The organism is Paenibacillus sp. FSL R7-0163, from assembly GCF_037969975.1.
Classification (GTDB): Bacteria; Bacillota; Bacilli; order Paenibacillales; family Paenibacillaceae; genus Paenibacillus_AQ; species Paenibacillus_AQ odorifer.
The window spans coordinates 1162387-1185472 of record NZ_CP150224.1 but is presented as its reverse complement, the minus strand read 5'-3'; the positions used below and the strand labels follow the sequence as shown (position 1 = coordinate 1185472).

Here is a 23086-nt window from a genome sequence, read left to right as displayed (position 1 = left end):
CTCCTGCTTTCCATTTGGGTCATTTATGTAATAGTGTCATGTTCATATATTTTGGTGGGCCGTCCCCACTCGAAGTTATCCAGACCTATCTCCTTAAATCCATATTTCTCATAATAAAGAATATGATCCGTCGCCAAGTAGACTTTTGCATAACCTAGTTGTCCAGCTATTTTTCTGGCATGCTCCAACAAAACGGATCCTAGTGCTTTGCCTCTCTCACTTTCGTCAATAAACAATGGCGCAATCCAAGGTGATAAATCTTTTCGAGTTATAAATTCCTGCTCAATTAATTGATAAAACCCGATGATTACATCATGTTTCAACAGCAAAAATGTAAAAGGAAACTCCTCATCTTTTGAGATTAAACTTTCTTGTATATTGGGGAGCACAACTTGTTGTACTTTTGGCCACCGTTCTTTGACATACTCAATAAGCTCATTTTGACGAAGAGGACATTCTTGTAAGGATTTAATATCTAGCATCTAACCATCCCTTCTTGTAAAAAGAAATTCCTATACCCATGTCTGCTCTCACAATAGTCATCCACCAGCTCTCAAAATGCATAGCAGCAAGCCCCGAGTGGGGCTTGCTGTAGGTTGTAAATACTAAAGTAGGTTATAACGCTGGTTCACTTCATTACTTGGAAACCGGTGTATAGATCAGGCAGCGCAGCGTCTTCTCGGGATAGCGCAGCTCTGCCGTGTAGGTGCTACCGTCTTTCAGTTTGACCAAGACCGCTACCACTCCGCTTTTGTCATATGCACTGTCTTTAATGATAGAGGAGCTGGTTATCGCACGGGTCTCGCCCTGCTTGTCCACCACAATGGATTTAGCGGCTTGAAGCCAGCTGGAATCCTGGCTAATCTTTTTATTTATAGCTGCTGTAATCGGAGTTCTCTTGTAGGACAGATCCACTATCGTGGTATCAAGTACGGTCCCGCTCTTTGCATCCACGAAAGTATTATACATGAAATAAGACTTATCCTGAGCCCGCAGTGTCTCTGCCCGGTAAGGTAGAAAATTAACGAACCATTGCCCTTTCGAATCAGGAAAAGGCTTATGATATGAGGTCTGAGCCTGCAACTTTGAGAGATCGACACCGAATAGACGGCTTACGCTCTCTTTTGCTCTGCGTAGGGCTTCATCCTGACTGATGTCCTTCTTATCTGGCTGTGCCACGACAAGATTGAGGCTTACCACATAATTAAAACGGTAATTCCAGTCGATCAATTGCAGCATTTCTTCATCGGTCAGTTCGCGCTTAGGAAATACATAGGTAAATTTGCTTTGATCCAGATAAAATTCGGAGCTCCCTGATTTCAAAGGTAGCTTCTGCTTGGGCCGTAAACCATCGTACTTGTATTGATCATCCAATAACATCCGCCGCTTATTCTCCTGATCCGTAAATTGCCGCGTAAGCTGTTCATCCTTGCCGGTGAGCCTGGCCTTCTCTGCATACTCATTAATCTGCTTAATTTCTTCAGCGGTGACTGTGCGCTCAAAATACGACTTGATCGTCGAGACTGGTGTTTTGGTTGCAACCTTAAGTACCGGGATCTGGCTGCTCGCCAGTTGAACAGCAGGCTTCTGGTTGAGTTCTTGCGTGTAGGAAACGTTCGCTTGAGACACATTCTGGTTCACTGTAGTGTAAGCGACGATTTTGGGCACTGCCAAAGCAGTCAGGGCCAGCAGACCACCGGATATCGCGATCACCCCAAGGGCTGATTTCACATTTTTACTCTTCATTTCTCATAACCTCCATAGTGTAAGTGGGCTTGACTTACATGTACTTTAAGTTACGAATGTTATAAAGTACGAAGCCCCTTGTTATGAAGTTGTAAAATCAGTTACAGACTCGTTCTAAATATTGGAGCCAAGCAACAGATCAAGGATTGGGAAGCATGCACTGCCCATGTTGACATAGTCACAATTACTCATAACAGAAATAGCGATTTTTTCATCGGGAAGCAGGAACAGATTGCTTAAGAATCCAGTATCCCAGCCGGAATGTGAGAGAATACGAGAACCTTTATATTCTCCTAGAAACCAGCCCAATCCTATCTGTGCATTTTCCGGATCATAGCCCGTTTGTGCATGAGGTTTCCACATTTCATCATAGCTACCTGGCTGGAGGATTTCATTGCCGTTCCCGGCTGTTCCACCGTTGAGATGCATCAACAGATATTGGCACATATCTTCGGCATGGGTATATAAAGTGGAGCTAGGGGCATGGGCCCTGTTATATGGAAAAACACTACTAACGCAGCCACCACATTCATGGGTAGCTCCAAGCACATGAGGTGCAGCAATATAAGCTTCAACCTCCTGTTTAAGAAAAGAACTGGACTGCATTCCTGTTGGTTCAAGAATATTTTTTTCCATATACTGCTCGAAGCTCATATCGCTGACTTTTGCTATCATATCTCCCAATATCTCATATCCTATATTACTATAGGCAAATTTCTCTCCCGGTTGGCTTAACAGCTTGTGGTGACCTATCCCTTTTACATATCGTTCAAGACTTTGCTCGTCGTATTCAGGGCGATCCCACGCATAATCTTCCTCATCAGGCATACCGGAGGTATGATTCATAAGCTGTCTTATTGTTATATTTTGATACCGCTCATCCTCTAACTTAAAATATGACAGGTATTTAGTGATGGGGGCATCCAATTCTACCTTACCACGCTCAACTAATTGCATAATGGCGGTTGCTACGAAGGTTTTGGAGACAGAGGCTTGGTGAAACAAAGTGCCACGAACTACAGGATCACCCGTCGATAAATTTGCCGTCCCATATTCACCAGTAAACAGAACTTGGTTGTCCTTTACGATTCCGGTCGCTAATCCCGGAAACTTTTCATTTTCCACAAACTTGATTAGCATTTCATGCAAAATATCCTCTATCTTCTGATTCTTGTACATTTTGTCCTCCCCAATGACAATAAAGCACCATTTTCAATAAATTCACCCATACAAATAATAACATCTTATCGACCCTTTATCTGGTAATAAATAATTATAATCAAATAAACAGTCGCTTACTTGAAAAGGCAGCAATTCATTTTCCGAGCTTCCGAGCCAGCCTCCAATTAGAGGACCCACAACGCGTGGTCTTTCTACCTTGCTAATAATATCCATGAATCGTCTTCGCCTGCCCTTCAACAACCATAGATTTTACGGCTGAAACAGACGGCTGCCGCAGCTTGATAACCTCTAAAGCCTCAGTAACGATAGCATCCGCGGCTGATTTCCGGGAAAAGTTCTTCATATCCTGCACCTTTCCATCCCTGTACCCCAGATGCTCCAATCTCTGAAGCTGCTCTACTAACTGCTCCTCGTTTCGGGCAATCTCTATTAAATTGTGCTCAGACAACCATTCTGCATTGCCTGCCTCCTGACCGGGGAGCGGACGATAGACAATTACAGGAAGTGCTAGAGCCATCGCCTCAGTCAAGGTAATCCCCCCTGCTTTGGTCAACAGACAGGAGGATATGCACATTAGCTCCTGCATTTCTTCTGTATAACCCCGTATGTGAACCCGAGGATTCTCTTGAAAAAGCTCTTCCGTAGCCATCTGGAGCTTATGATTATTCCCGCACAATACCATTACATCGAAGTTTGATTGCTGCAGCGCCCTTATTATTAAATGGTTAATATCACTCAACACGCCGTAAGCCCCTGCCGCAAGTAATAGATAATGTCGATTTCCATCTAGTCCATGCTTACGTAAAAGGCCTTCACGTTCCTGAGTCTGTTCAAAAGCTTCACGAATCGGAATCCCGCTAACCACAAGCTTTTCTTCAGCAATACCTAATGACATCAGTTCTGCTTTCATACTTTCCGTAGCAATAAAATACTTCGAGGTTTGTGGATGAAGCCACCTGCCATGAACCACATAATCCGTCATGACAGTGAAAAGGGGGATTCGTCTTCCCTTTGTTGATGCAAGCTCAGCAGCGGCCAAATAGGGAAAGGTATGAATGATAATATCCGGTCCAATCTCGTCGATGATCCTTTGCACTTTCCGCTTGCCCATAGAATGAATCCATTTACCCATGAACTGGTCTGGTTTAATCTTGCTCGTCAACTTGTACACTAATCCATAAAATTCTTGAGTATAACCTGTGCTGTTCAGATAGAATCTGCGGGACAGCTCATTCAGACTAGGGTAGACTGCAGCGAAAAGATCCAAGGTAACAATCCGGCTGATCCCTCTACGTCTAAAAGAATGATCAATTGCTTCTGCTACTTTGATATGCCCGTCTCCAAATGCCGAAGTTACAATAAGTACTTTAGGATCTGTGTTCATGAGAAAGCTCCTTTTTCGCTTGGCCTTCTCTAACTCTAACTCTGAATCGTAAACAGATAGTGATGAGATCCTCAACTGAATATTAACTTCATGATTTTCTATAGAGCGAAGCAAACGAAGAAATCCGCAGAAAAAAACACAGTGCATCAACCTCCAGTAACGATAGGATTAATGTTCTGTGTTTAGTTAAAGGCAAACTGTGTCCGAAAGCATCTTCGAACGTGTAATATGATCAAATTAAATGAAAGTTGGTGTCTGAGTAAATAAAGTTTTAGACTGCCGCTGGTTTATTGAACTAACGTGTCCCGTTAGCTCAATTGATTACCTTTGAAAAGTGAGTCTGTATTTGATATATATCCATAAATGAAAAATGTATTATTTTCTTCTCTATACGGAATTCTTAATTCATGTAAAATCGAAAGAAATTCTTTACTTATGTCAATTAATTCAGGAGGAAGCAGATTCCCCTTGTGCTTCTGATACCTTGGTCTAACCCGTATCCATTCTACAGAAAAAAAAGGTGAAAGTCCTTCTATCCAATCCCCTAAATACCAGACGTCGTTTTCGAAGTTCTCTGGATAAAGTATATCGTCTAATACATACTTAGCTTGATATGGAGGGGTAAAAGGTAGTTTATTTAGTACATCACTTTGTAAGTTTCCCCACTTAGTGTCATTCATAACTGAACATAATTGTTTCTGTGTAATAACTTCATGTACCCTTTTTTTAAAATCCTGTTCAAAACCCACAATTAAAAATCCTCCTGAATAAAAACATAAATCCCAAGCTGACCTGCCCGTGTGTCGTTATTGAGTTATCGTTATCCGTTAACTTAATACAAAATGGCTGCTCGGCTATTACATATTCAAAATTAGTCAAGTTTAATAATCTTATCAAAGCAGTATGAATCTTTGTCATAGCCACTATGCACATAGAAAGCATGGGCGTCGGTTCGCTTAAATCCGCTACATAAAATAATACTTGATATTTCCATTTCTTTAGCGTAATTTTCAGTGTATCTTAGTAGTTCTGTACCTATCCCACTATGCTGTAATTCCTTTTTAACAGCAAGCCCTTGAATATGTAGATAACCATTCGAAGACCCTACGGATAACGCCTGAACTATAGTGACAAAACCAACCACATCATTTTCAAATAATGCAACGAATGTTTTGTAATTTCCAGCCTTATTCATGTTTTCCATAGTAACTCGAAAGTTTTCAATATTAACATTGCGAACGCCAAGTACATCATTCCATAAAAAAACAACTTCAGTATAATCATTTGCTACAACTTCTCGTATTTTAATTTCCATCCCCCCCTTTATAGAAATATTCAAGCAAAGGATTCGACAATTGATGAAGCAATCCTGCCCGTAACTTTAACAAATAAAAGAGGAGCATTGTCATGGCAATGCTCCTCAGCTATCGTTTCCCGTAAGCTTTATAGATTGCCTCTTTTTCAGCCTGCAATCATTAGAATCCATTCTCTCATTAGTTTGTTGTTTTATAATATTCTGATAAAATGCCCTCTAAAACTTGCTTATAATCATTTTTATTATAAGAAGAGTTATCAACTTTTATCTTGGTAATGTTTAATCTGTTAAAAATTTCTTCTTCCAGTTCCCTTCTTGCTTTAAGAACCTGCAGTGTTCCATCTAACCCTTTATAATTTTGTTCTTTTCCATACCCTTGGTTCGTGTAATATTCAATAAATCCCTCTGACCATTCCTGAGGTCTTTCCTTTACAGCCTTTCTGAAAGAATGATCAAGATCATTCTGCTGTACATATATCAACAATGGATTCAATCGCTCTACAATTGTTGCCAGTTCAATAACATAACTTATAACGTCTTCCTTCTTCGCACCATGTTTAATCATGCCTATAGTTACAGGGTTTTGTATAAAACAACAATCAAAAACAAAGGTGTCTGTGCCATACAAAACACGATCCGCAAACTTCTTCCATCTTTCTGTTATCAGTTTCCTATTTTGATCTAGCGGCAATTCATAAATATCATGTTTAAAAACTGCGTGATGCAATTCATCTGGAAAACTTGACCAGACTTCATTTTTTATTTTCCGATATTCCAGGAAGTAATCGTTACCTTGTTTAATCATTAGATTACTCAACAAATCTTTAAACTTTTTACGGGTATTCAATAATTCATCGCATTCGGTTTTCTTAAAGAAAGCGACTCCATCATAATCAGCAGGATGTTCCAGATTTCCTTCTAAAAAAAGCTGGGATGTAATGTTCACTTCCGTAAGAATTTCATGAACTTGCTGAGCAGTTGTTGTTTTACCAGATCCTGGCATTCCCTCAATCAAGACTAACTTCGATCGCATAACAAAGTTCCTCCACTCGCTAGTAGAAGGATAAACAGGTAGGAATCAATAGAGATGCTGTTATGCTGTTTCCCACGAATAAAAGCGGATACCATCAGGTATCCGCAGGATGGGTATATGATACACCTTTTCCTGCATACCCTATAAGATTAAAGAAAAGCATACCTAATAAAATAGTGTAGTCACTATTTCAGGCATCCTTTCAAATTGTTAATCTTTACAGAGTATTCCACATGATAAGTTTATGCTCCTTTGTTTGCATCTCTATTGTTTAGATTAACAGTAAGCATAGGTAAATACAATCAGGGACTTTCTAAACAATCCTGCCTGTTAGCTTAATAAAAAGAGCAGGATACCGAAGCACCTGCTTATCAATGTAATGTATTATTCAACTATCGTTCTCCGTTAGTTGAATCCACCCGTGGAATGTAAAACTTGGCCGGTAATCCACTCCCCATCATCGGTGGCTAAGAATGCAACCAGACGAGCTGCATCCTTAGGCAATCCTACTCTACCTGTTACAAATTGCTTAGATAACTGCTGTCGTAGGTCAGGAGTCATCCAGCCGGTGTCTGTGGGTCCAGGATTTATCGCATTTACGGTGATGCCTTTCGGTCCCACCTCTGCTGCAAAAGTTCGTGTGAAAGCATCTATTGCCCCTTTCGTTGTGGCATAAGAGATTTCACCAGCCATGGGACCTAGTGATTGGCCCGATGTCATATTAATAACTCGACCACCTGCCGATTGCGTAAACCGTCTAACGAATTCCACACTAAGCATAGTTACCGCCCTAACATTAATTGCGTAGTGTGCATCCAAAGACTCTGGGGTAATCGTGGTTAAGTCATCGTTAACCGAATAACAAGCATTGTTAACAAGAATGGAAGGTTCTCCTAGCTTCTGCTCAACGTTATTTATTAAATCCACAAAGCTTTCAGGTACAGAAAGATCCATCATTAGGTGTTCGCAACGAACGCCCATGGAACGTATTTCCTCACAAAGTTGCTTTTGCTCCTCGTTATTGCTACCCCAGGGCATCTGTTGATCGTAACTAACCCAGTGTGTAAAAAATACATCAGCGCCTAGATAGGCCAACTCTTTGCACACTGCAGCACCGATTCCTGTGCTGCGACTTGCACCTGTTACTATTGCGATTCGACCTGTTAATCTGCCAAGTGTAGTATTCATGGGTCTTTTCTCTCCTTTTTATTTTGAAGTCGCATTAAACTGCGGTGACTATTGTGCAAATCTGCCCGTTACTTCAATAAAAACAGCAGGCTACCGTAGCGCCTGCTCATTAATGTGTATTATTCAACTAAAGTTCCCGTTAGCTCGATAGTCATATGTTTTAATTAGAGTCGCTGCTTATAGTTGTGAGGCTTGCCAAACACCTAACGCAGTGACGTCCCGACGGGCTTAGGGGGCTGGATGTGGTCACTCGCTTCTCAGAGTGACCCGGAGCGTCAATATGGTGTTAGCCGAAGGAAGTTCTGGAAGCAGCCATTGCATTTAAGACGTTCTCAAAATAGCTACATACTTCATCTGCAATTCCCAGAAACTCTTCAACAAGTACATTACTATCCAAGTAACAAGCATACAGATAATCAACTAAAGCGGAGTCAATCTCACAATAGTTTAATAGGGCATTCTTCATCTTAATAATGTCATCTTGCCATACACCTGTATCTTCTAAAACCAAAGAGTATAATGCACGAATTAATCTCTTAGAGTAACCTTTAATATATCTAGTTTTCATTGTATTATCACTAGCATTAGAAAGTAAACTATGTATACGATCTATTTCCTCCTTGGTCTCTGTATTTAAGTCTAAAATGAACTCTGGAGAAATAATTATCGGTGGTACTTTTTCACCAACGTCATGACCATATATGCAAACACAAATTATCTTTACCCAAAAACCCCACTCATTTGGTTTACTTAATACATCGTCAATCGAGCAAATTATCGTATCAATCTTAGTTACTATTGGATATTCTTCCAAAAGCCTGTCTTTAATTTTTGACAATCTTTCGTAATCAATATCTTTGGGATTTACACATACAATAGTAAAGTCTGCATCTGACTTAAAAGGTTTAGCAGTTCCTTTTGGAATCGAGTCGGCTGCTTACATGTTTTTATTAAATTAACGTTTCCCGTTAGAATTCCTGTAAACTGAATAATTTGGAGTTTGAACAAAAACGAGCGCCTCGGTAACATGGGAGTTGGATACGGGTCTACAGCCCTTTTAATCTCACCATTTAGGAGGTCGCTCTACTATGAAGTTTAAAGCTCAAGACAAGCAAAATCAACTCATTGAAAACATTACCGTTCATCATTTGGTCATTGGCGTAGACATCGCCCAAGAAGTCCATGTGGCCCGCGCGGTCAGCTTTCGTGGGATTGCTTTGGGAACTCCGCTCGAATTCGGTAACCATCGTGAAGGGTTCGATCTGTTCGAACGCTGGATCCAAGATCTACTCAAATCCTACAAACTTAGCAGCGTCATAGTTGGTATGGAACCCACTGGCCACTACTGGTTTAGCCTGGCACGTTGGCTCCTCGATCAAGGCATGGAGCCCGTTCTGGTTAATCCTCATCTCGTCAAAAAGAACAAGGAAAACCGAGATAATACACCGTCTAAAAGTGACCATAAAGATGCGCTTGTCATAGCAGACATGGTCAAAAACGGGTACTACTCCCCTGTTCGTTTTCATCCCGAAGATTACGAGGAACTACGTATTCTAATGGCGAACCGAGAGACGGTTACCAAGCGCCTCAACGCTGCGGTTAATCAGATTCATCGCTGGGTAGACATTGTTTTCCCTGAACTTCGTCAGGTTTTTAAAATCCTCACTTGCACCAGTGCAATCGCAACACTCCGACTCTTCCCCTTGCCAAAAGAGATCCGTCTGTTAAATACGGAACAGGTCCTTGCCGGTTGGAAGCAATATGTAAAGCGTCATGCTGGAGTTAAACGTGCTGAGCTACTCATTTCACTTGCGAAATCCAGTGTGGGTGCCACTCAGGCACTCCACGCATACAAGCTCCATCTTGGGCAATTGCTCGAAGAATATGACCTGGCCCAGCGCCAGCTTGAACAAATTGAGCATGAGCTCCGCCTCATTCTTAAGCGTATTCCTTATGCACAGAAGCTCCTTGAAATACGAGGCATCTATGTTACGAATCTAGCTGGTGTACTCGGTGAGGCTGGTGATCTAAGCGGATATACGCACGGAAATGCTTTACTGCGTCATGCTGGGTTAAATCTAGCTGAAGCTAGCTCCGGGAAATGGCGAGGAAAGATGGTGCTCAGCAAACGAGGCCGGCCACGTTTACGTCATTTTCTTTATCTCATGACAATGAGTATGGTTATGACAAATCCGGAGATACGAGCGGCACATCGTTATAATGTAGAGGAAAAGAAACTGAAGAAGATGAAATCCATTATGAAATTAATCGGTAAAGTAGCGAGAATGCTAGTCGCATTGGCTAAAAGCAGTACCGCTTACGAACCGATCAAGGTATTCCCACAAGCAGCATAAAACCAATTAATCCTCATCGACTCATGCATTCGCAGGATAACAAGAAGCACGGAGTATCGGGAGACGTTACGCAAAAGGGCTCGGACCCGTTCCGTTAGAAAGACCGACCTCCACCCCTTAGTTAGATGTGACGAAGGAATGAAAGGGCTATGACCCGTTGAGACATGGGAGTGAGAATCGCTAGGGCGAAGTGGAGACGTGCATATAATGGAACAATATGGGTGATCCTTATTCACCCTTATTTACGCATGCCCAATTCCCCATCTCCCAGCCACCGGCTCCTTCATCATCCTCTTCATCACTTTAACTACAGGATGAAATCCTGCGAATTCATGAGTCTGAGTGAGGAAACTGAATCATTTCGAGGGAGCTTAACGCCATTGCCTATGCATCACCAATCTCCGATATACGTGTCTACTTTACTTTATTTAATAAGTTTGTCACCATTCTGCTCAATGTCCCTTGATCGACGAAAGGAGCAAGGCTTGCCAGCAGATCTGGGCTAAGATGTTCAGCTTCAACTCCACTAATTAACTTCTCGAGATTTTCCCTGTCCAGAAAAGGTACGAGGCTAATGATCCGGTTCGCATCAATAGTGCCATCTGCAACCCGGTCTACCAAGCGGCTTAACGTTTCTCTGCTAATAAAGGGTGCCAACCCTTGAACGGAATTCCAGCTCAAGCTACCCTCTTCTGCTTGTTGTACCAACCGATCTACATGTTCTTTTTCAAGAAATGGGGCAATTCCAACAAGATTGTGCACTTCTAAGGAACCGTCAATTGATTTATCTACCAGTCGGCTTAATGTGTCGCTGCTGACGAACGGAGCGAGTCCAGTAATGGTATTCCACACAATTTCGCCCTCTTCTGCCTGACGAACCAGTTCATCCAATGTATCTGTTCCAAGGAACGGAGCCAGCCGCATGATCACGTCTAACTTAAGGACGCTGCTGTCTAATCGTTCTGTAACCTTATGCAGAGCACTCGCTTTTACAAACGGCGCTACTTCTACAAGTTCTTCCACCTCCACCTCACCGGTATTGACCATCTCTGCAACTTGGTCCGGCCTGTTCTCTGCGATCTCCTCAACGATCGTTCCTAGGTGCGGGTGCTCCCGATTTTCTGCGTTGTCTCCTGCATTTAAAATGTCGTCTACCGTTTTGCCGAATAACCTCGCAAACTGCGGAAGCGTTCCGATATCCGGTAGCGAGTCGCCCCGTTCCCATTTCGATACCGCTTGATGACTTACATTCAGTTGGTCGGCAAGTTCTAATTGGGTCAAATCCTGGTCTTTGCGAAGCTTTGAAATATAAGCTCCAATTTTACGCAAGTCGAGCATTGTATACCTCCAATAAAACAAAATGTACAGTGCGCACTGTCGAAAACAGCATAGCATTTCCTCAAACGCAATCCTATCAAGCGGTGGTTGAATTTTCACAGGCGCTTTATTCAACTGCCGGTAGAATCGTCCACTTTTGTCACTTTCATTTATAGGTTTTTTTCTACAAATCATTTCCATTATCCTACCCGCTAGTTGAATTACACCCAGGCCTTTGGTCAGTACCGAAGTCTTAAATACGTTGCTCTCTCGTCCAATTAATGCAGAAACCCTGAGGCTCATCAGCGCTCATCGTTTATACATAATATAATCATCACTCTAACTCATCGCTGTTAACAACACGGCAATCGTATTAAACACACCGTGAACGATCATACCAGGCACGACCGATCCCGTACGTTCATAGGTCCATGCAAGGACAACTCCACTAATAAAATTCACGGGCATGGCATTCATAGTGGGAAAATGTGCAAGCGTAAAGATTAGCGAACTAATCACAATCGCCCAGCTCATACTAACACGAGTCCGTAACCAACGATATACAAATCCACGGTAAAATATCTCCTCATAAAATGGTGACACGATCCCTGCCGACACAATACCAATAATTATAGTAAATAGAGTGACATTTTGCTTCAGACTCTCTGTTTTGCTATTGTCCACCGTATTCCCAAGAAAACTAGTGAGATAGAGAGTCACCACACTGAATACGATAAGAATAAGTGTCCACAGCGCAATCCTCCACCAATCTTTCGCAGAAAATCTCTTTACTCCTACCTCAGTCCAAGGCATTTTCTTCGGTCGTAAAGCAATAAAATATAAACCTAACAAAAGTACAATTGCTATGGTAAGCCCTGTAAGAGTCCCTGAATAAAGAGTATTCCCCAACCATTGCTCATACATTGACTGTACCGCATATTTGATAACGAATATAACGAATACAAATTCAAGCGCAAGTAAAGCAGTAAACTCACGCCATGTCCACTGATCCATCTTCTTCCACATTTCCGTGCTGGTCATCCTTAATCCCTCAATCCTCTGTGATATAATTTAATGATAATAGGTGACGTTACGTTACCTGCAAGCATTATTTTTGGGAGGAAAAAGAACCATGAATAGATGGACAACAGGACAAATATCCAAAAAGCGGAACATTTCGGTTCGAACCCTACGTTATTACGATCAGATCGGTCTACTTACACCGAGTTATAAGGAAGATAACGGCCGCCGTTATTATTCAGAAGAAGATTTATTCACTCTCGAAAAGATAACGTTGCTTAAATCACTATCACTACCGCTTGAAGACATTATAAATGTAATGGACAAGCTATCCTTTCGTCATATTCTAATCGCACATCATAATCATCTTCAGGAGCAGCTTGCTTCTCTTCAGGGCAGTATTGCAAATACTACTTCTTTGATCAACATGATTGATCTAGAAGGTACACTCTCCTGGGATCGGGTTTCTCATCTGGTCCAGAACGTACAACCCATTTCTAAACAATGGATCGATTACTTCAACGATGACGAAAGTACCTTTCTACAAAATGCACTACCCAATCTCAGCAGTAATGACCAGACCACTCAGCAATATGCCTCTTTGCTGCGCCGGATTGAGTGGTGCATACAACAATCTGTTCCACCTGAATCTGATGAAGGTTATTCCATTGCCTGTGAGTTAATAAAGCTATCACACGAAACCTTTAATGGAGACGAGGAATTGATGGAGAAGTTTTGGGAAGTGAGGAAGCTCCCTACATCAGAGTCAGGACTATATCCCGTTTCCGACGAAGCGCTGAACTTTGTGGAGCTTAGCATTGCTCACGCTCTAGAAAAAGAGACGGAACAGAAATAGGAGATTTCATCATATTGATAGATTTCTTTATACACCAGGTTGCGGTTTATCATAACTCGCTGGAGAACTTTTTTTTATTTCCTATAGCCATTTGAACGATAATCTGAAGCACGATGATTACAGCCAATCCATAAAATGCTTGAACGAAGCTGCCTGTTGCATCGTGCAGCCAGCCAATGGCTAGCGGCCCAAGCGCTCCGAGAATGTAGCCACCAGATTGGGTCATTGCGGACCAGCTACTGGCTTCTTGAGCACTGCTTGTTTCATCAATGGGCAACATCAGTGCAATCGGGAACAGCCCACCCGCTCCAATACCGAGCGGAATCGCCGCGAGCCAGGGGCTAACGGTTAGGTTCAGCATCAGGACACCCATCAACTCCAATAATGCACACCCGACAAGCCAGAATACACGTCTTTGGTAACGATGTACAAGCATGGGAATGAACAACGTAGAGGGCAGTGATATCAATGTAAATAAAGTTTGGATTTTGCCGGCCGTCTCTTGACTATACCCCTGGCTTTGGATTGCTGGTGCAAGCCAAGCGGTCAATGAATAGAAGATCGCTGCCATCAGCCCGAAGAATAATGTCAGCACCCAGGCACGTTTGTTGTTCACCGGAAGTGGTGCATTAAGTACACTGGAGATTTTACCGGATTGTCGATCTGCGTGCGCAGACCAGGCTAATCTCAACCATATCGGCAATGCAATGGCTGCGAGTAATGCCCATACAGCCAACGAGCCTCTCCACGAACCACCCAGCGTATGCTGTAGCGGAACCGATAGTCCCACACTAATGCTGGCCCCCATCACCATCGCTGTAGAGTAAATACCCACCATGGATGCCACTCGGTCAGGGAAGTACTGCTTAATGAAGCTGGACAACAGCGGCCCTGCCAATGCAATCCCTACACCGGACAGAAAAGAAGTGAACATCATCAAAGGAGTTGTACCAACAAACCATCGTAATCCCGTACCTAACCCAATGAGGATTAAAGCCAGAACAATTGCACCCTCATTTCCCCACCTTCTGCTTAATCGTACGGAGAACGGAGCAAATATACCCATACATAATACCGGAAGTGTGGTTAACAGACTGGCTGTAATCCCGCTTATACCCAGATCATTCTGAATGGTGCTCATGAGAGGAGAAATGGATGTAATGGGTGGCCGTAAATTCAGTGAAGCCAGAATAAGCGCCAAGACGATATAAAAAAGTTTCATTATGAATCACCTCATGGTAGTAGTATCGATGCAATCACCCATGATCCTATTTGTTAATAACAGATCTTTGGATGGTGCACGATTAAGTATAGAATCATTAGAATGATTGAACAATACAATAGTTTCTATTAAAATGATTACAAAAACCAATGATTAGAGGTCATTCATATGGAGATTCGTCAGATGGAAAACTTCATTGCTGTGTGTGAGGAGCTTCATTTTACACGAGCAGCTGAGAAGCTTGGCATATCTCAGCCTACGTTGAGTCAACAAATACGCGCGCTCGAGGATGAACTCGGAGTTCCCTTATTTGACCGAGTCGGCAAAAAGATTGTGATGACTCAGGCCGGAAATCTCTTTCTGGAGCACTGTGTACAGATGATTCGGCATTTACAGAATACCCAGGATGCGTTAGCTGAATTACGCAATGATCAACGAGGGCGGTTGGTAATTGGTGTTCTCCCTTCCGATCTGGACTATCGGCTCACCCCATTACTCGTGAATTTTCATACGCGATTCCCTAAGGTGCAGCTGAAGGTTATCTCTTCGATCTACGTCTTGAATCAAGTACTGGATAATGAAGTAGACATCGGGATCGAGATCATTTCCGCTCCTGATGACCGGCTTGTACGCATTCCTTTGTGCAGTGAAGAATATGTACTTGTCGTTTCCGAGAAACATGATTGGGCTGAACGAAGCACAATTGGAATCCAGGAACTGCGTAATATCCAAACTGTAATGTTCCCCGAAGGATTTACAGGCAGAGAATTGGTTGATGGCTATTGCCGTAAATATGGCTTCAGCTTAAATACGATCATGGAGACCAGTTCGGCAACTTCCATTATTAGCTTGGTTAAAGCCAACGTCGGAGGAACATTGCTGCCTTATCCTCTGATCCAAGCGATGAATGAACCAACACTACACTGCATCCGAATTACAGACGATCCGCCATATCGTCACTTTGAGATCATTCATCGTTCCGACCGTTTTCTGACAAAATCGGCCAAGGCATTTATTGAGAAAACTATCGAGTATTTCAATTAAAGGTGAGTTGCGAAAGAGATCGCTTCTGCTGCCAGAAGTAGAGTATAGTAGGAATAGTTGAAAATATATTAGGAGGCTACAGCCATGTCACAGGAGATTTGGATTAACCTGCCAGTCAAAGATGTTGAGAGGTCAACTGCCTTTTTCAATGAGATTGGATTCCAAGCGGTGAGTGTTGGTAACGAGAGAGCCAAGCTTGTTATAGGCCAAACAACAATTCTGCTGTTTCCGGATGCGGCGTTTGAGAAATTCACAGGTTCAAAGACCGCAGATACTTCCCATAGCGCTGAAGTAATATTCTCCATTGGTGCTGAAAGCAGAGAAGAAGTAGATGCCTTTATCCAAAAAGCAGAGTCTGCCGGAGGAAACATCTTTGGCAAGCCAAGTGAAACTGACGGCTGGATGTACGGCGCAGGATTTGCCGACCTGGACGGTCACCGCTGGAATCTGCTGTACATGGATGAGAGCAAAATGCCAAAACGCTAATATAAAAACGCAGGTCACCTGCATATTTGAACTAACCTTCCGTTAGCTAAACAAAGGCAGCCGCTCCATTGACTGGCTGCCTTTGTGTCGTAATTGAGTTTTTTAGGAGTGAAATTTGAAGCGAAAAGCCAACACCGACAAATCCAAGATATGGTGTAAAAATTTTGCTTATACGTTGATGAAAAGAGCTGGGAACGGAATGAATAAAGAAAATAGGGACTTCGCTGAACGAGTTCGATGATTTAGCTGGTCAACTGTACCTGAACATTGAATCAAAGTGGACTATATTTGATTCAGTTCCCTCTCAATACCCTAGTAATGAAAGTCAAATTGCAGATGTCTCAGAGGAAGAAAAGTACAGTCAAATAATAAAGCTGAGACGTGAAAAAATTACAGATATAAAATTGGGAGACGTTACTCCACATTTAATTATAAACTTGGAATCAGGAAGCATATTATTTGTTAATGGTTTTCATGAGAAGTATGAATGTTGGCAGGTGGGAGTAGAATTTGATAATTGGCTGGTTGTTGCATGTCCAATGAATGGAATTGCTACATGGACCTCAAATAAATTTGAATAACAAAAAACACTCCATTGTCAGGAGTGTTTTTTGCTTTATATACTGATATACATTTTGTGGTCAAACTGTACTTTGTATTTGGAAGCATTACGGTGAACCGTATTATATATTCAAATTTCATGGCTACGCGATTACACTTTCGGAGGAAACATACGTTTATGGACCCTCAACCACATGTACCTGCACTGTAAGCTTACTATCTACGGTTGCCAAGATGACATTGTTCAATAAGTGGGGCTGTATTACCGTTTCCAGCCATTCGCGGTTTTTGCCGATTTCGCGTAACAGTGCATGTTCAATGTGGCCATCCACAATAATCGGTTTGGTCAGGTTAAATGGTTGTGTGGCCAACTTCAGATCAGCCGGAGTTACAGGCTGATAAGCCGTATTTACGAAGACAGAAAGAGTACCGCCTGGCTCCCATGAAGCAAAGGCAACCTTCGAGATATCCTCTACGCTCGACTTTCTCAGCTCTGCATACAAAAAATCAATAGGTAACTTTGCCTTCGATAGGTTCCGGTAATTAAGCTTCCCTTCCTGAATAAGAGTAATCGCTGGAGGATCGAAAAATTGTTTTAACAGTGGGATCTTTAAACTGAGCCAGATCGCGACTATGTATAGGATCACGAGCGAAAGAGTCGTAATCATGGAACCCTTCAGGCCAAGTTGCTCGTCCGACAGTGGATGCGCAATAATATTTCCCAGCGTCAACGCGATGATGAAATCAAGAAACCTAAGCTGCGATATTGAACGCTGACCCATCATTTTGGCAGCAATTATAAGGAATACAAATCCGACAATCGAGCGTAAAATCCACCCTATTGCCGACAATGACTCTTGGCTCTTAAAAAAATCCACGCGCTCTTTTCCTCCGTTATCTTATTTTCCATTAATTAGGTTGCCCTATCTCTACCCAAGACATACAATTCGTAGCAACACTCTATGTAATGTTAGTTTTTTGTATCAGCGACATTACGCTCTACTGCCCGTTAGTTGAACAAAGGCAGCCGATCCCCTGACCGGCTGCCCCTATGTCATCATTTAGCTATCGCTATTCGACAGTTTAACAATCAAGATTTCTGCACGCCGTGACCACTCTTCTAATGTCTATGTGCAAGAATATTAATAAGTTTGCCAAACGGGTCGCGGACATAGAATCGCCGAACGCCCCAAGGCTCATCAACAGGCCCATATTCTATCGGAAATCCAGCTTTCTTCATGCTTTCAAATGTAGCATCGACATCATCGACTTCAATTGATAGATCAGGCGTAGGCGTTTCTGAGCCACCCTGTGAGGCAAAACTAATCTGAATGCTCATCTCCTCGTCTAAACCATAAGTTCTAATCCAACCATGATCCATCATTAAATCAAGACCGAGCACATCCTCATAGAAGCATTTAGCTGCCGTGATATCCTTCGTGTTTATATTGGCGACGATTCGTTTGACCTTCATTTCAAACCTCCCAGACATAAGTAGATTAATCTTGAATATAGAATACATTCAACATATAGCAGTTAATTCTAGCACCGACGTTCCTAACCTTAATTTATCCATAATAAGCTGTGAGGCTCACCGAGCAGAAAACACCCGAAGAGTTGGCATTAAGTCTGGTTACGAAATCTCCGTACTAACCATCTCAACACAAGAAGCACCACGATTCCGCAAATGGTATAACTGATTGGGCGAATAAATTGCTCCACGATACCCCAGTTGTCACCTAAGCGGTATCCCAGATAGATCAAAGCTAAGTTCCACGGGATACAGCCGAGTGCTGTAAATGTTATGAATCTCCAAGCTTTCATTCCAGCAATCCCTGCGGGCAGTGAGATAAAAGTACGAATAAAGGGCAACATACGAGTAAAAAATACGGTACTCTCGCCATAACGCTCGAACCAACGCTCCGATTGCTCCAAATGATGCTCATTCAGGAGAATATATTTTCCGTATTTCTCTAATAACCGGCGTCCACCAGCCTTACCAATATAATAGGCAATGATGGAACCCAGTAGGTTTCCGAATATCCCAGCAACAGCAACTTCCATAAAAGTAAGCGAGCCTTGCGCAATCAGCCAGCCACCGCTGAGCATAATCACTTCGCTGGGAATGGGAATACAGGCACTCTCTAGAATCATCCCTAACCATATGCCCCAAATGCCCATAGAATTAACAAGGTGAAGCGCGGATTCAGATATCCACGTAAATAGTTGATGCATGAGTGTTCACTCCGCTTCATAAATTTTCTATTATATAAGAAAGGAAACAAAATAATGGTGAAATTCAATATACACAAATTTTTGTACGGCATATTCGTTATAGCCGCTATCTTGCTGATGTTCCCTAAATTTTCTTACAATGATCCCGATACCTTCTGGCATATAGAGCTAGGACAATATATGATCGAGCACGGACAAGTTCTACATCATGCCATACATACTTTTTACGGAAATAAGCTGCCCTACGTCCCTCATGAATTCGGATTCCAGCTGCTCGTTGCCCCGCTTTATGCAGCGTTTGGATGGCCGGGTGTGTATATTTTGACCGCTGTATGCTTGTTCTTTTTAGTGCTCGGATTGCTTCGGCTGGGTAAGGTTTCACGCAAAGAACTGGGACTTCCGGAAGACCATGTTCTCCTGCTCCCTTTTGTGCTGCTAATTTCTTGCTGGATTTATTATAATTATTTCAAAGGCCGTCCACAGATGATCTCTTCGTTTATGATTGTCTGGTTTTTCGTATATTTGCGTGAATATCAAATGAGTGCTCAAAAGAAATATGCCGCTGCGATGATTGCCCTTTCTATTGGCATTGCCAATTTCCATGCAGGAGTATGGCTTGTAATTGCTGTATTTACAGGGATGGCCTTGCTTGAATCATTGATCCAAAAAACGCTGAATGAGCGTAAAATTATAGTCTTCGGTCTCATCTGGTTAGTTGGCATTCTAAATCCAGGCGGCGTAAAAAGCCTCTTGTTTATTTTGACAGTAACGAAAAAGAACTTTAACCTGCTGATTAATGAATGGCAGCCGATTCGGTTCAATAGCTTGGATAATTTGCCCATTCTACTGTTGCTTTTGTTCTTTGCCTGCACACTTCCTTTTGCACTCCAGCGTAAACCGTTCCGTTTTTTTCTTATGCTTGGGATTCTATACCTCGGTGTATCAAACTTCAAGCAAAACCTGTTTATGTGGCTGTTCATTCCCTATTTTGCGGCTGTATTTTTTGATGCGCTTCCTGAGTTCACCAAAACAGGTATTCTAGTCCGACAAAGTACATTACGAGGGTTACTGGCAGTTGGTCTGCTGCTAAACATTGCTTATCTGTTCCTTGTACCACCAGTTATTGACGCTAAAAAATATCCTGTAGATGAAATGGACTATATTCTGCAGCATACACCTGAAGGTACACGTCCCAAAGTTCTCGCCCACTACGGTTCATCCGGCTATGTCATGTTCCGAGGGGGAGATGTGTTATGTGATGGCAGACAAGATCCCTTCGTGACAAAAGATTCTCTTGGCGTATTGGGTTGGACTGCTTTTGAACGCTCGATGCACGGATTCTCTGAATACCTTCCCGAGATCGTTAATTACGATCATCCCGATTATGTTATTACGAGCAAAAAGGTCTCATATAAGCTACTCAAGGAATGGACACAAAAATTCGGTCAGCCCGTATTTACAGGGACCTATGGCAGTGTCTTCTCGTTTATCCCAGAGTGATGATCCGGCTCGTTAATTCCTCACTCTGTAGAACGCAAAAAAACGCTGACCTGAGGCAATCTAGCCAATAGTCACCGATCCGCAATTAAGTATTCTGATTAATAACATCCACATGGTAAGGATATACATAATTACGACAAATAAGAAAAATAAGTTAGTAAAATATCAAATCTAGCGTTGATTGTTCCTAAATTGTATAGTATTTTATGGAAGAAAGGTAATTTAAAAGAAGGGAGGAATTAAAAATGGACAAGATGTGTATGGAAATGATGATGAACATGTGTATGGATGATATGATGTCTAAGATGAACTGTATGAAGATGGGCATGGAAAAAATGTCTGAAATGGGCATGATGGATATGAACATGGATATGATGATGAAAAAAATGCAGGACTGCGATGAAATGATGACTATGTGTATGACAATGATGCGCGAAGGAATGCAAATGTCTAAGTAGCCTATAGACCATCGTAAGTTTGGCAGAGCAGACTAACTGCATGCCTTTTTTTATTTCTTTTTTATCACAATGTGGGCTTAAATTATATCCTGATATATCTACTCTGAATCTTCTTCGATAGATTAATCCGTTCCTGCTTTAACTCCCAGATTTTCTCTTTCCACCGATACTGCTCTACTGGATCCACACTTTCCCTCAGCTTATTAAATAAATCCATTAATATTGCATTTATATCGTCGAATTGAATCCACAGCTCGTTCACACTTTGTTCTGTTGTCTCAGCATGAGAAGCCTTACTCAGCTTATTCAAACGGTCTATGATGTCAGCTTGCCACTGTCCATCGTTAATTGCTTTGGCGTAGTTTAGAAGATCCAGATAATCATCGACAGACATTTTCACCGACTCCTTATTCTGTGTATACCCAGTATTATACTCGGCATTATAGAAATTGCAATAGTCTATCTGCAGAAAAGGCATCTTCTCAGATGCCCCCGCAATGTTATTCCTAATCTGTTACTGGATTTTCCCACCTTCAACAACAAGCTCATCGGTATATCCTTCACCGTAAATTTCATTTAAGGTTTCTTTATAGGCTTGATGGATAAATTGTTCTTTACCAAGGGTATCAAGTTCTGTATTAATCCAGTCCAATAATTCCTTATTCCCCTTTGCCACTGCTGGAGCAATTGTATCCTGACCCCCGAAAGCAGGAATGCTGACCGTAAATCCAGGATTTGATTTAGCCCAGGCAATGAGTTCTGTATTATCGTTAGCGATTGCCGCCCCCCGACCATCTTTAAGCGCTGCAAAAATCTCTGTGTACTGATCGAATTTGAGCAATTCAATATCCGGATATTCTTTGGTAAAATAGGTTTCCGCTGTCGTACCTTTAGCTACAATGAGCTTTTGCTTGTTCCCTTTTAATTGATCAATGGAAGTGATTGGAGCACTGTCTGGGGATACGATCCCAAAGGACAATTTCATGTACGGATTAGCAAAATCCACTTTTTCTTTTCTTTCCTCGGTGACCGTAAAGTTAGCCATAATGATATCAACCTTACCCGATTCAAGATAAGCCACACGGCTGGCAGCATCAACTAACACAAATTCAACCTTCGATTCATCCCCTAGCAGATCCTTGGCAAAGCGTTTGGCAATATACACATCAAAACCTTGGTTTTTACCCTCAGCGTCCACATAACCAAAAGGTGGTTTGTCTGCAAATACGCCGATCTTAATCTTCCCTTTCTTCTTTAGCTGTTCAATAGAAGTGAATTTAGAAGATGCTGAGTTTCCGTTGTTATCCGAACTATTGCCGCAAGCAGCCAATCCCATCAATAATATACTTACACCTACCAGCATCGTTAGCCATTTCAAACTTTTCTTCATTTCTCTTCCTCTCCTATTTCTATAATTTTTCGTACTGAAATATATCCAGAAAATGCTGGGCACGTTCTGTCGCAGGGTGGGTAAAAAATTGTTGCGGGGCAGCGATCTCACATATCTTGCCTTGATCCATAAACACGATCCGATCCCCAACCGATCTGGCAAACCCCATTTCATGAGTCACGATGATCATCGTCATTCCTTGCTGAGCAAGCCCTAAGATCACATCAAGCACTTCCCGAACCATTTCCGGATCCAAGGATGCCGTCACTTCATCAAATAACATAATCTCCGGATTCATACATAAAGCTCTTACTATAGCTATTCTCTGCTTTTGTCCACCGGAAAGCTGCCGTGGATAGTCAAGTTTACGCTCAAGCAGCCCAACCCGCTCTAAGAGCTGTTCCGCTTGCTGAGTTGCTTCTTTGAGCTCTCTCTTTTGTACTTTCAGAGGACCTAAAAGAATGTTATCCATAACCGTCATATGCGGGAATAACTCATAATTTTGAAAGACCATTCCGATATGCTGCCTAACTTCACGCCAATCTACAGCAGCCCCCGCAAGGTTCTGCCCACGATATTGTATCGCCCCTTCCTGAACCGGCTCCAAACCGTTAAGACAACGCAGGAACGTACTTTTTCCACAGCCAGAGGGACCGAGAATAACGATTACTTCTCCTTTTGCCACCTGCAATTCAATGCCGTCCAGAACCTTTCGCTCTCCAAAATATTTGTGTAATTGTGTAACCTCCAGCAGGAGTTCTCCGGAATCTGCCATTACAACCGTTCCTTCCTAAG

Annotated in this window: 23 protein-coding genes and 1 pseudogene; 6 read left to right on the top strand and 18 right to left on the bottom strand. The window is 42.3% G+C overall.

What is annotated here, in order from left to right:
* Nucleotides 1-23: 23 nt before the first annotated feature.
* The 9 genes and pseudogenes from NST45_RS05040 to NST45_RS05000 all read right to left on the bottom strand — a co-directional run.
* Nucleotides 24-482: a GNAT family N-acetyltransferase gene (locus tag NST45_RS05040; protein ID WP_076215349.1), complete on the bottom strand. Its 459-nt coding sequence runs from the start codon at nucleotides 480-482 to the stop codon at nucleotides 24-26.
* Nucleotides 483-636: 154 nt separating this feature from the next.
* A complete protein-coding gene (locus NST45_RS05035; RefSeq protein ID WP_076215352.1) occupies nucleotides 637-1746 on the bottom strand; it encodes a hypothetical protein in 1110 nt (369 codons plus the stop codon).
* Nucleotides 1747-1860: 114 nt separating this feature from the next.
* Nucleotides 1861-2925 (bottom strand): serine hydrolase domain-containing protein, encoded by a 1065-nt coding sequence (locus NST45_RS05030; protein WP_076215355.1) that lies wholly within the window; start codon nucleotides 2923-2925, stop codon nucleotides 1861-1863.
* A 202-nt stretch (nucleotides 2926-3127) separates the two neighbouring features.
* A complete protein-coding gene (locus tag NST45_RS05025; RefSeq protein WP_036683080.1) occupies nucleotides 3128-4312 on the bottom strand; it encodes a glycosyltransferase in 1185 nt (394 codons plus the stop codon).
* A 308-nt stretch (nucleotides 4313-4620) separates the two neighbouring features.
* Complete coding sequence (locus NST45_RS05020; RefSeq protein ID WP_051491267.1) at nucleotides 4621-5061, bottom strand: DUF6678 family protein; 441 nt, start codon at nucleotides 5059-5061, stop codon at nucleotides 4621-4623.
* Nucleotides 5062-5183: 122 nt separating this feature from the next.
* On the bottom strand, nucleotides 5184-5627 hold the full coding sequence (locus NST45_RS05015; RefSeq protein WP_036683081.1) for a GNAT family N-acetyltransferase: 444 nt from the start codon (nucleotides 5625-5627) through the stop codon (nucleotides 5184-5186).
* Between the two features lie 178 nt (nucleotides 5628-5805).
* A complete protein-coding gene (locus NST45_RS05010; protein ID WP_036683084.1) occupies nucleotides 5806-6660 on the bottom strand; it encodes a hypothetical protein in 855 nt (284 codons plus the stop codon).
* Nucleotides 6661-7065: 405 nt separating this feature from the next.
* Nucleotides 7066-7848 (bottom strand): SDR family oxidoreductase, encoded by a 783-nt coding sequence (locus NST45_RS05005; RefSeq protein WP_036683085.1) that lies wholly within the window; start codon nucleotides 7846-7848, stop codon nucleotides 7066-7068.
* A gap of 286 nt (nucleotides 7849-8134) precedes the next feature.
* A pseudogene (locus NST45_RS05000) lies at nucleotides 8135-8776 on the bottom strand (nucleotidyltransferase); the annotation flags it as partial.
* Nucleotides 8777-8936: 160 nt separating this feature from the next.
* Between NST45_RS05000 and NST45_RS04995 the strand changes: the two are divergent.
* Entirely contained in the window at nucleotides 8937-10202 is a 1266-nt protein-coding gene (locus NST45_RS04995; protein WP_036684113.1) for an IS110 family transposase, read from the top strand.
* A 414-nt stretch (nucleotides 10203-10616) separates the two neighbouring features.
* Here NST45_RS04995 and NST45_RS04990 read toward each other — a convergent pair whose 3' ends face one another.
* Together NST45_RS04990 and NST45_RS04985 are read right to left on the bottom strand one after the other, a co-directional pair.
* Nucleotides 10617-11540 (bottom strand): helix-turn-helix transcriptional regulator, encoded by a 924-nt coding sequence (locus NST45_RS04990; RefSeq protein WP_051491268.1) that lies wholly within the window; start codon nucleotides 11538-11540, stop codon nucleotides 10617-10619.
* A 318-nt stretch (nucleotides 11541-11858) separates the two neighbouring features.
* Complete coding sequence (locus NST45_RS04985; protein WP_036683103.1) at nucleotides 11859-12560, bottom strand: type II CAAX endopeptidase family protein; 702 nt, start codon at nucleotides 12558-12560, stop codon at nucleotides 11859-11861.
* Nucleotides 12561-12651: 91 nt separating this feature from the next.
* Between NST45_RS04985 and NST45_RS04980 the strand changes: the two genes are divergently transcribed.
* Nucleotides 12652-13395 carry a MerR family transcriptional regulator gene (locus NST45_RS04980; protein ID WP_036683105.1) on the top strand — a complete coding sequence of 248 codons (744 nt, stop codon included), beginning with the start codon at nucleotides 12652-12654 and terminating at the stop codon, nucleotides 13393-13395.
* Between the two features lie 49 nt (nucleotides 13396-13444).
* On the opposite strand, the gene NST45_RS04975 is transcribed toward NST45_RS04980, so the two are convergent.
* Entirely contained in the window at nucleotides 13445-14617 is a 1173-nt protein-coding gene (locus tag NST45_RS04975; protein ID WP_036683107.1) for an MFS transporter, read from the bottom strand.
* A 183-nt stretch (nucleotides 14618-14800) separates the two neighbouring features.
* Here NST45_RS04975 and NST45_RS04970 point away from each other — a divergent pair, with 183 nt between their 5' ends.
* Nucleotides 14801-15661 carry a LysR family transcriptional regulator gene (locus NST45_RS04970; RefSeq protein ID WP_235219488.1) on the top strand — a complete coding sequence of 287 codons (861 nt, stop codon included), beginning with the start codon at nucleotides 14801-14803 and terminating at the stop codon, nucleotides 15659-15661.
* A gap of 84 nt (nucleotides 15662-15745) precedes the next feature.
* Nucleotides 15746-16147 (top strand): VOC family protein, encoded by a 402-nt coding sequence (locus NST45_RS04965; RefSeq protein WP_036683113.1) that lies wholly within the window; start codon nucleotides 15746-15748, stop codon nucleotides 16145-16147.
* Between the two features lie 737 nt (nucleotides 16148-16884).
* Here the strand turns inward: NST45_RS04965 and NST45_RS04960 are convergent.
* The 3 genes from NST45_RS04960 to NST45_RS04950 all read right to left on the bottom strand — a co-directional run bounded on the left by NST45_RS04960 (nucleotide 16885) and on the right by NST45_RS04950 (nucleotide 18943).
* Nucleotides 16885-17586: a YetF domain-containing protein gene (locus NST45_RS04960; RefSeq protein ID WP_036683116.1), complete on the bottom strand. Its 702-nt coding sequence runs from the start codon at nucleotides 17584-17586 to the stop codon at nucleotides 16885-16887.
* 242 nt (nucleotides 17587-17828) lie between these two features.
* Nucleotides 17829-18182: a VOC family protein gene (locus NST45_RS04955; protein ID WP_036683117.1), complete on the bottom strand. Its 354-nt coding sequence runs from the start codon at nucleotides 18180-18182 to the stop codon at nucleotides 17829-17831.
* Nucleotides 18183-18331: 149 nt separating this feature from the next.
* The gene (locus tag NST45_RS04950; RefSeq protein WP_036683119.1) at nucleotides 18332-18943 is read right to left on the bottom strand and encodes a DedA family protein; all 612 of its coding nucleotides are present in this window, start codon (nucleotides 18941-18943) and stop codon (nucleotides 18332-18334) included.
* 54 nt (nucleotides 18944-18997) lie between these two features.
* Between NST45_RS04950 and NST45_RS04945 the strand changes: the two genes are divergently transcribed.
* Together NST45_RS04945 and NST45_RS04940 are read left to right on the top strand one after the other, a co-directional pair.
* Nucleotides 18998-20443, top strand: a complete 1446-nt coding sequence (locus tag NST45_RS04945; protein WP_076317238.1) for a hypothetical protein — start codon at nucleotides 18998-19000, stop codon at nucleotides 20441-20443.
* Nucleotides 20444-20688: 245 nt separating this feature from the next.
* The gene (locus NST45_RS04940; RefSeq protein WP_038572647.1) at nucleotides 20689-20901 is read left to right on the top strand and encodes a hypothetical protein; all 213 of its coding nucleotides are present in this window, start codon (nucleotides 20689-20691) and stop codon (nucleotides 20899-20901) included.
* A gap of 82 nt (nucleotides 20902-20983) precedes the next feature.
* Here NST45_RS04940 and NST45_RS04935 read toward each other — a convergent pair whose 3' ends face one another.
* The 3 genes from NST45_RS04935 to NST45_RS04925 form a co-directional block, all read right to left on the bottom strand.
* Nucleotides 20984-21295, bottom strand: a complete 312-nt coding sequence (locus NST45_RS04935; RefSeq protein ID WP_036683223.1) for a hypothetical protein — start codon at nucleotides 21293-21295, stop codon at nucleotides 20984-20986.
* A gap of 120 nt (nucleotides 21296-21415) precedes the next feature.
* The gene (locus NST45_RS04930) at nucleotides 21416-22291 is read right to left on the bottom strand and encodes a cysteine ABC transporter substrate-binding protein (RefSeq protein WP_036683125.1); all 876 of its coding nucleotides are present in this window, start codon (nucleotides 22289-22291) and stop codon (nucleotides 21416-21418) included.
* Between the two features lie 19 nt (nucleotides 22292-22310).
* Nucleotides 22311-23066: an amino acid ABC transporter ATP-binding protein gene (locus NST45_RS04925; protein ID WP_038572651.1), complete on the bottom strand. Its 756-nt coding sequence runs from the start codon at nucleotides 23064-23066 to the stop codon at nucleotides 22311-22313.
* Between the last annotated feature and the right edge of the window lie 20 nt (nucleotides 23067-23086).

Bases quoted from the DNA above. Each gene is read 5' to 3' on its own strand.
- NST45_RS04965 (WP_036683113.1), top strand. From the start codon at position 15,746: ATGTCACAGGAGATTTGGATTAACCTGCCAGTCAAAGATGTTGAGAGG.
- NST45_RS05035 (WP_076215352.1), bottom strand. From the start codon at position 1,746: ATGAAGAGTAAAAATGTGAAATCAGCCCTTGGGGTGATCGCGATATCC.
- NST45_RS04980 (WP_036683105.1), top strand. From the start codon at position 12,652: ATGAATAGATGGACAACAGGACAAATATCCAAAAAGCGGAACATTTCG.
- NST45_RS05005 (WP_036683085.1), bottom strand. From the start codon at position 7,848: ATGAATACTACACTTGGCAGATTAACAGGTCGAATCGCAATAGTAACA.
- NST45_RS05010 (WP_036683084.1), bottom strand. From the start codon at position 6,660: ATGCGATCGAAGTTAGTCTTGATTGAGGGAATGCCAGGATCTGGTAAA.
- NST45_RS04970 (WP_235219488.1), top strand. From the start codon at position 14,801: ATGGAAAACTTCATTGCTGTGTGTGAGGAGCTTCATTTTACACGAGCA.
- NST45_RS04945 (WP_076317238.1), top strand. From the start codon at position 18,998: ATGGTGAAATTCAATATACACAAATTTTTGTACGGCATATTCGTTATA.
- NST45_RS05015 (WP_036683081.1), bottom strand. From the start codon at position 5,627: ATGGAAATTAAAATACGAGAAGTTGTAGCAAATGATTATACTGAAGTT.
- NST45_RS04940 (WP_038572647.1), top strand. From the start codon at position 20,689: ATGGACAAGATGTGTATGGAAATGATGATGAACATGTGTATGGATGAT.
- NST45_RS04925 (WP_038572651.1), bottom strand. From the start codon at position 23,066: ATGGCAGATTCCGGAGAACTCCTGCTGGAGGTTACACAATTACACAAA.
- NST45_RS04950 (WP_036683119.1), bottom strand. From the start codon at position 18,943: ATGCATCAACTATTTACGTGGATATCTGAATCCGCGCTTCACCTTGTT.
- NST45_RS05030 (WP_076215355.1), bottom strand. From the start codon at position 2,925: ATGTACAAGAATCAGAAGATAGAGGATATTTTGCATGAAATGCTAATC.
- NST45_RS04955 (WP_036683117.1), bottom strand. From the start codon at position 18,182: ATGAAGGTCAAACGAATCGTCGCCAATATAAACACGAAGGATATCACG.
- NST45_RS05025 (WP_036683080.1), bottom strand. From the start codon at position 4,312: ATGAACACAGATCCTAAAGTACTTATTGTAACTTCGGCATTTGGAGAC.
- NST45_RS04995 (WP_036684113.1), top strand. From the start codon at position 8,937: ATGAAGTTTAAAGCTCAAGACAAGCAAAATCAACTCATTGAAAACATT.
- NST45_RS05040 (WP_076215349.1), bottom strand. From the start codon at position 482: ATGCTAGATATTAAATCCTTACAAGAATGTCCTCTTCGTCAAAATGAG.
- NST45_RS04975 (WP_036683107.1), bottom strand. From the start codon at position 14,617: ATGAAACTTTTTTATATCGTCTTGGCGCTTATTCTGGCTTCACTGAAT.
- NST45_RS04930 (WP_036683125.1), bottom strand. From the start codon at position 22,291: ATGAAGAAAAGTTTGAAATGGCTAACGATGCTGGTAGGTGTAAGTATA.
- NST45_RS04990 (WP_051491268.1), bottom strand. From the start codon at position 11,540: ATGCTCGACTTGCGTAAAATTGGAGCTTATATTTCAAAGCTTCGCAAA.
- NST45_RS04985 (WP_036683103.1), bottom strand. From the start codon at position 12,560: ATGACCAGCACGGAAATGTGGAAGAAGATGGATCAGTGGACATGGCGT.
- NST45_RS04935 (WP_036683223.1), bottom strand. From the start codon at position 21,295: ATGTCTGTCGATGATTATCTGGATCTTCTAAACTACGCCAAAGCAATT.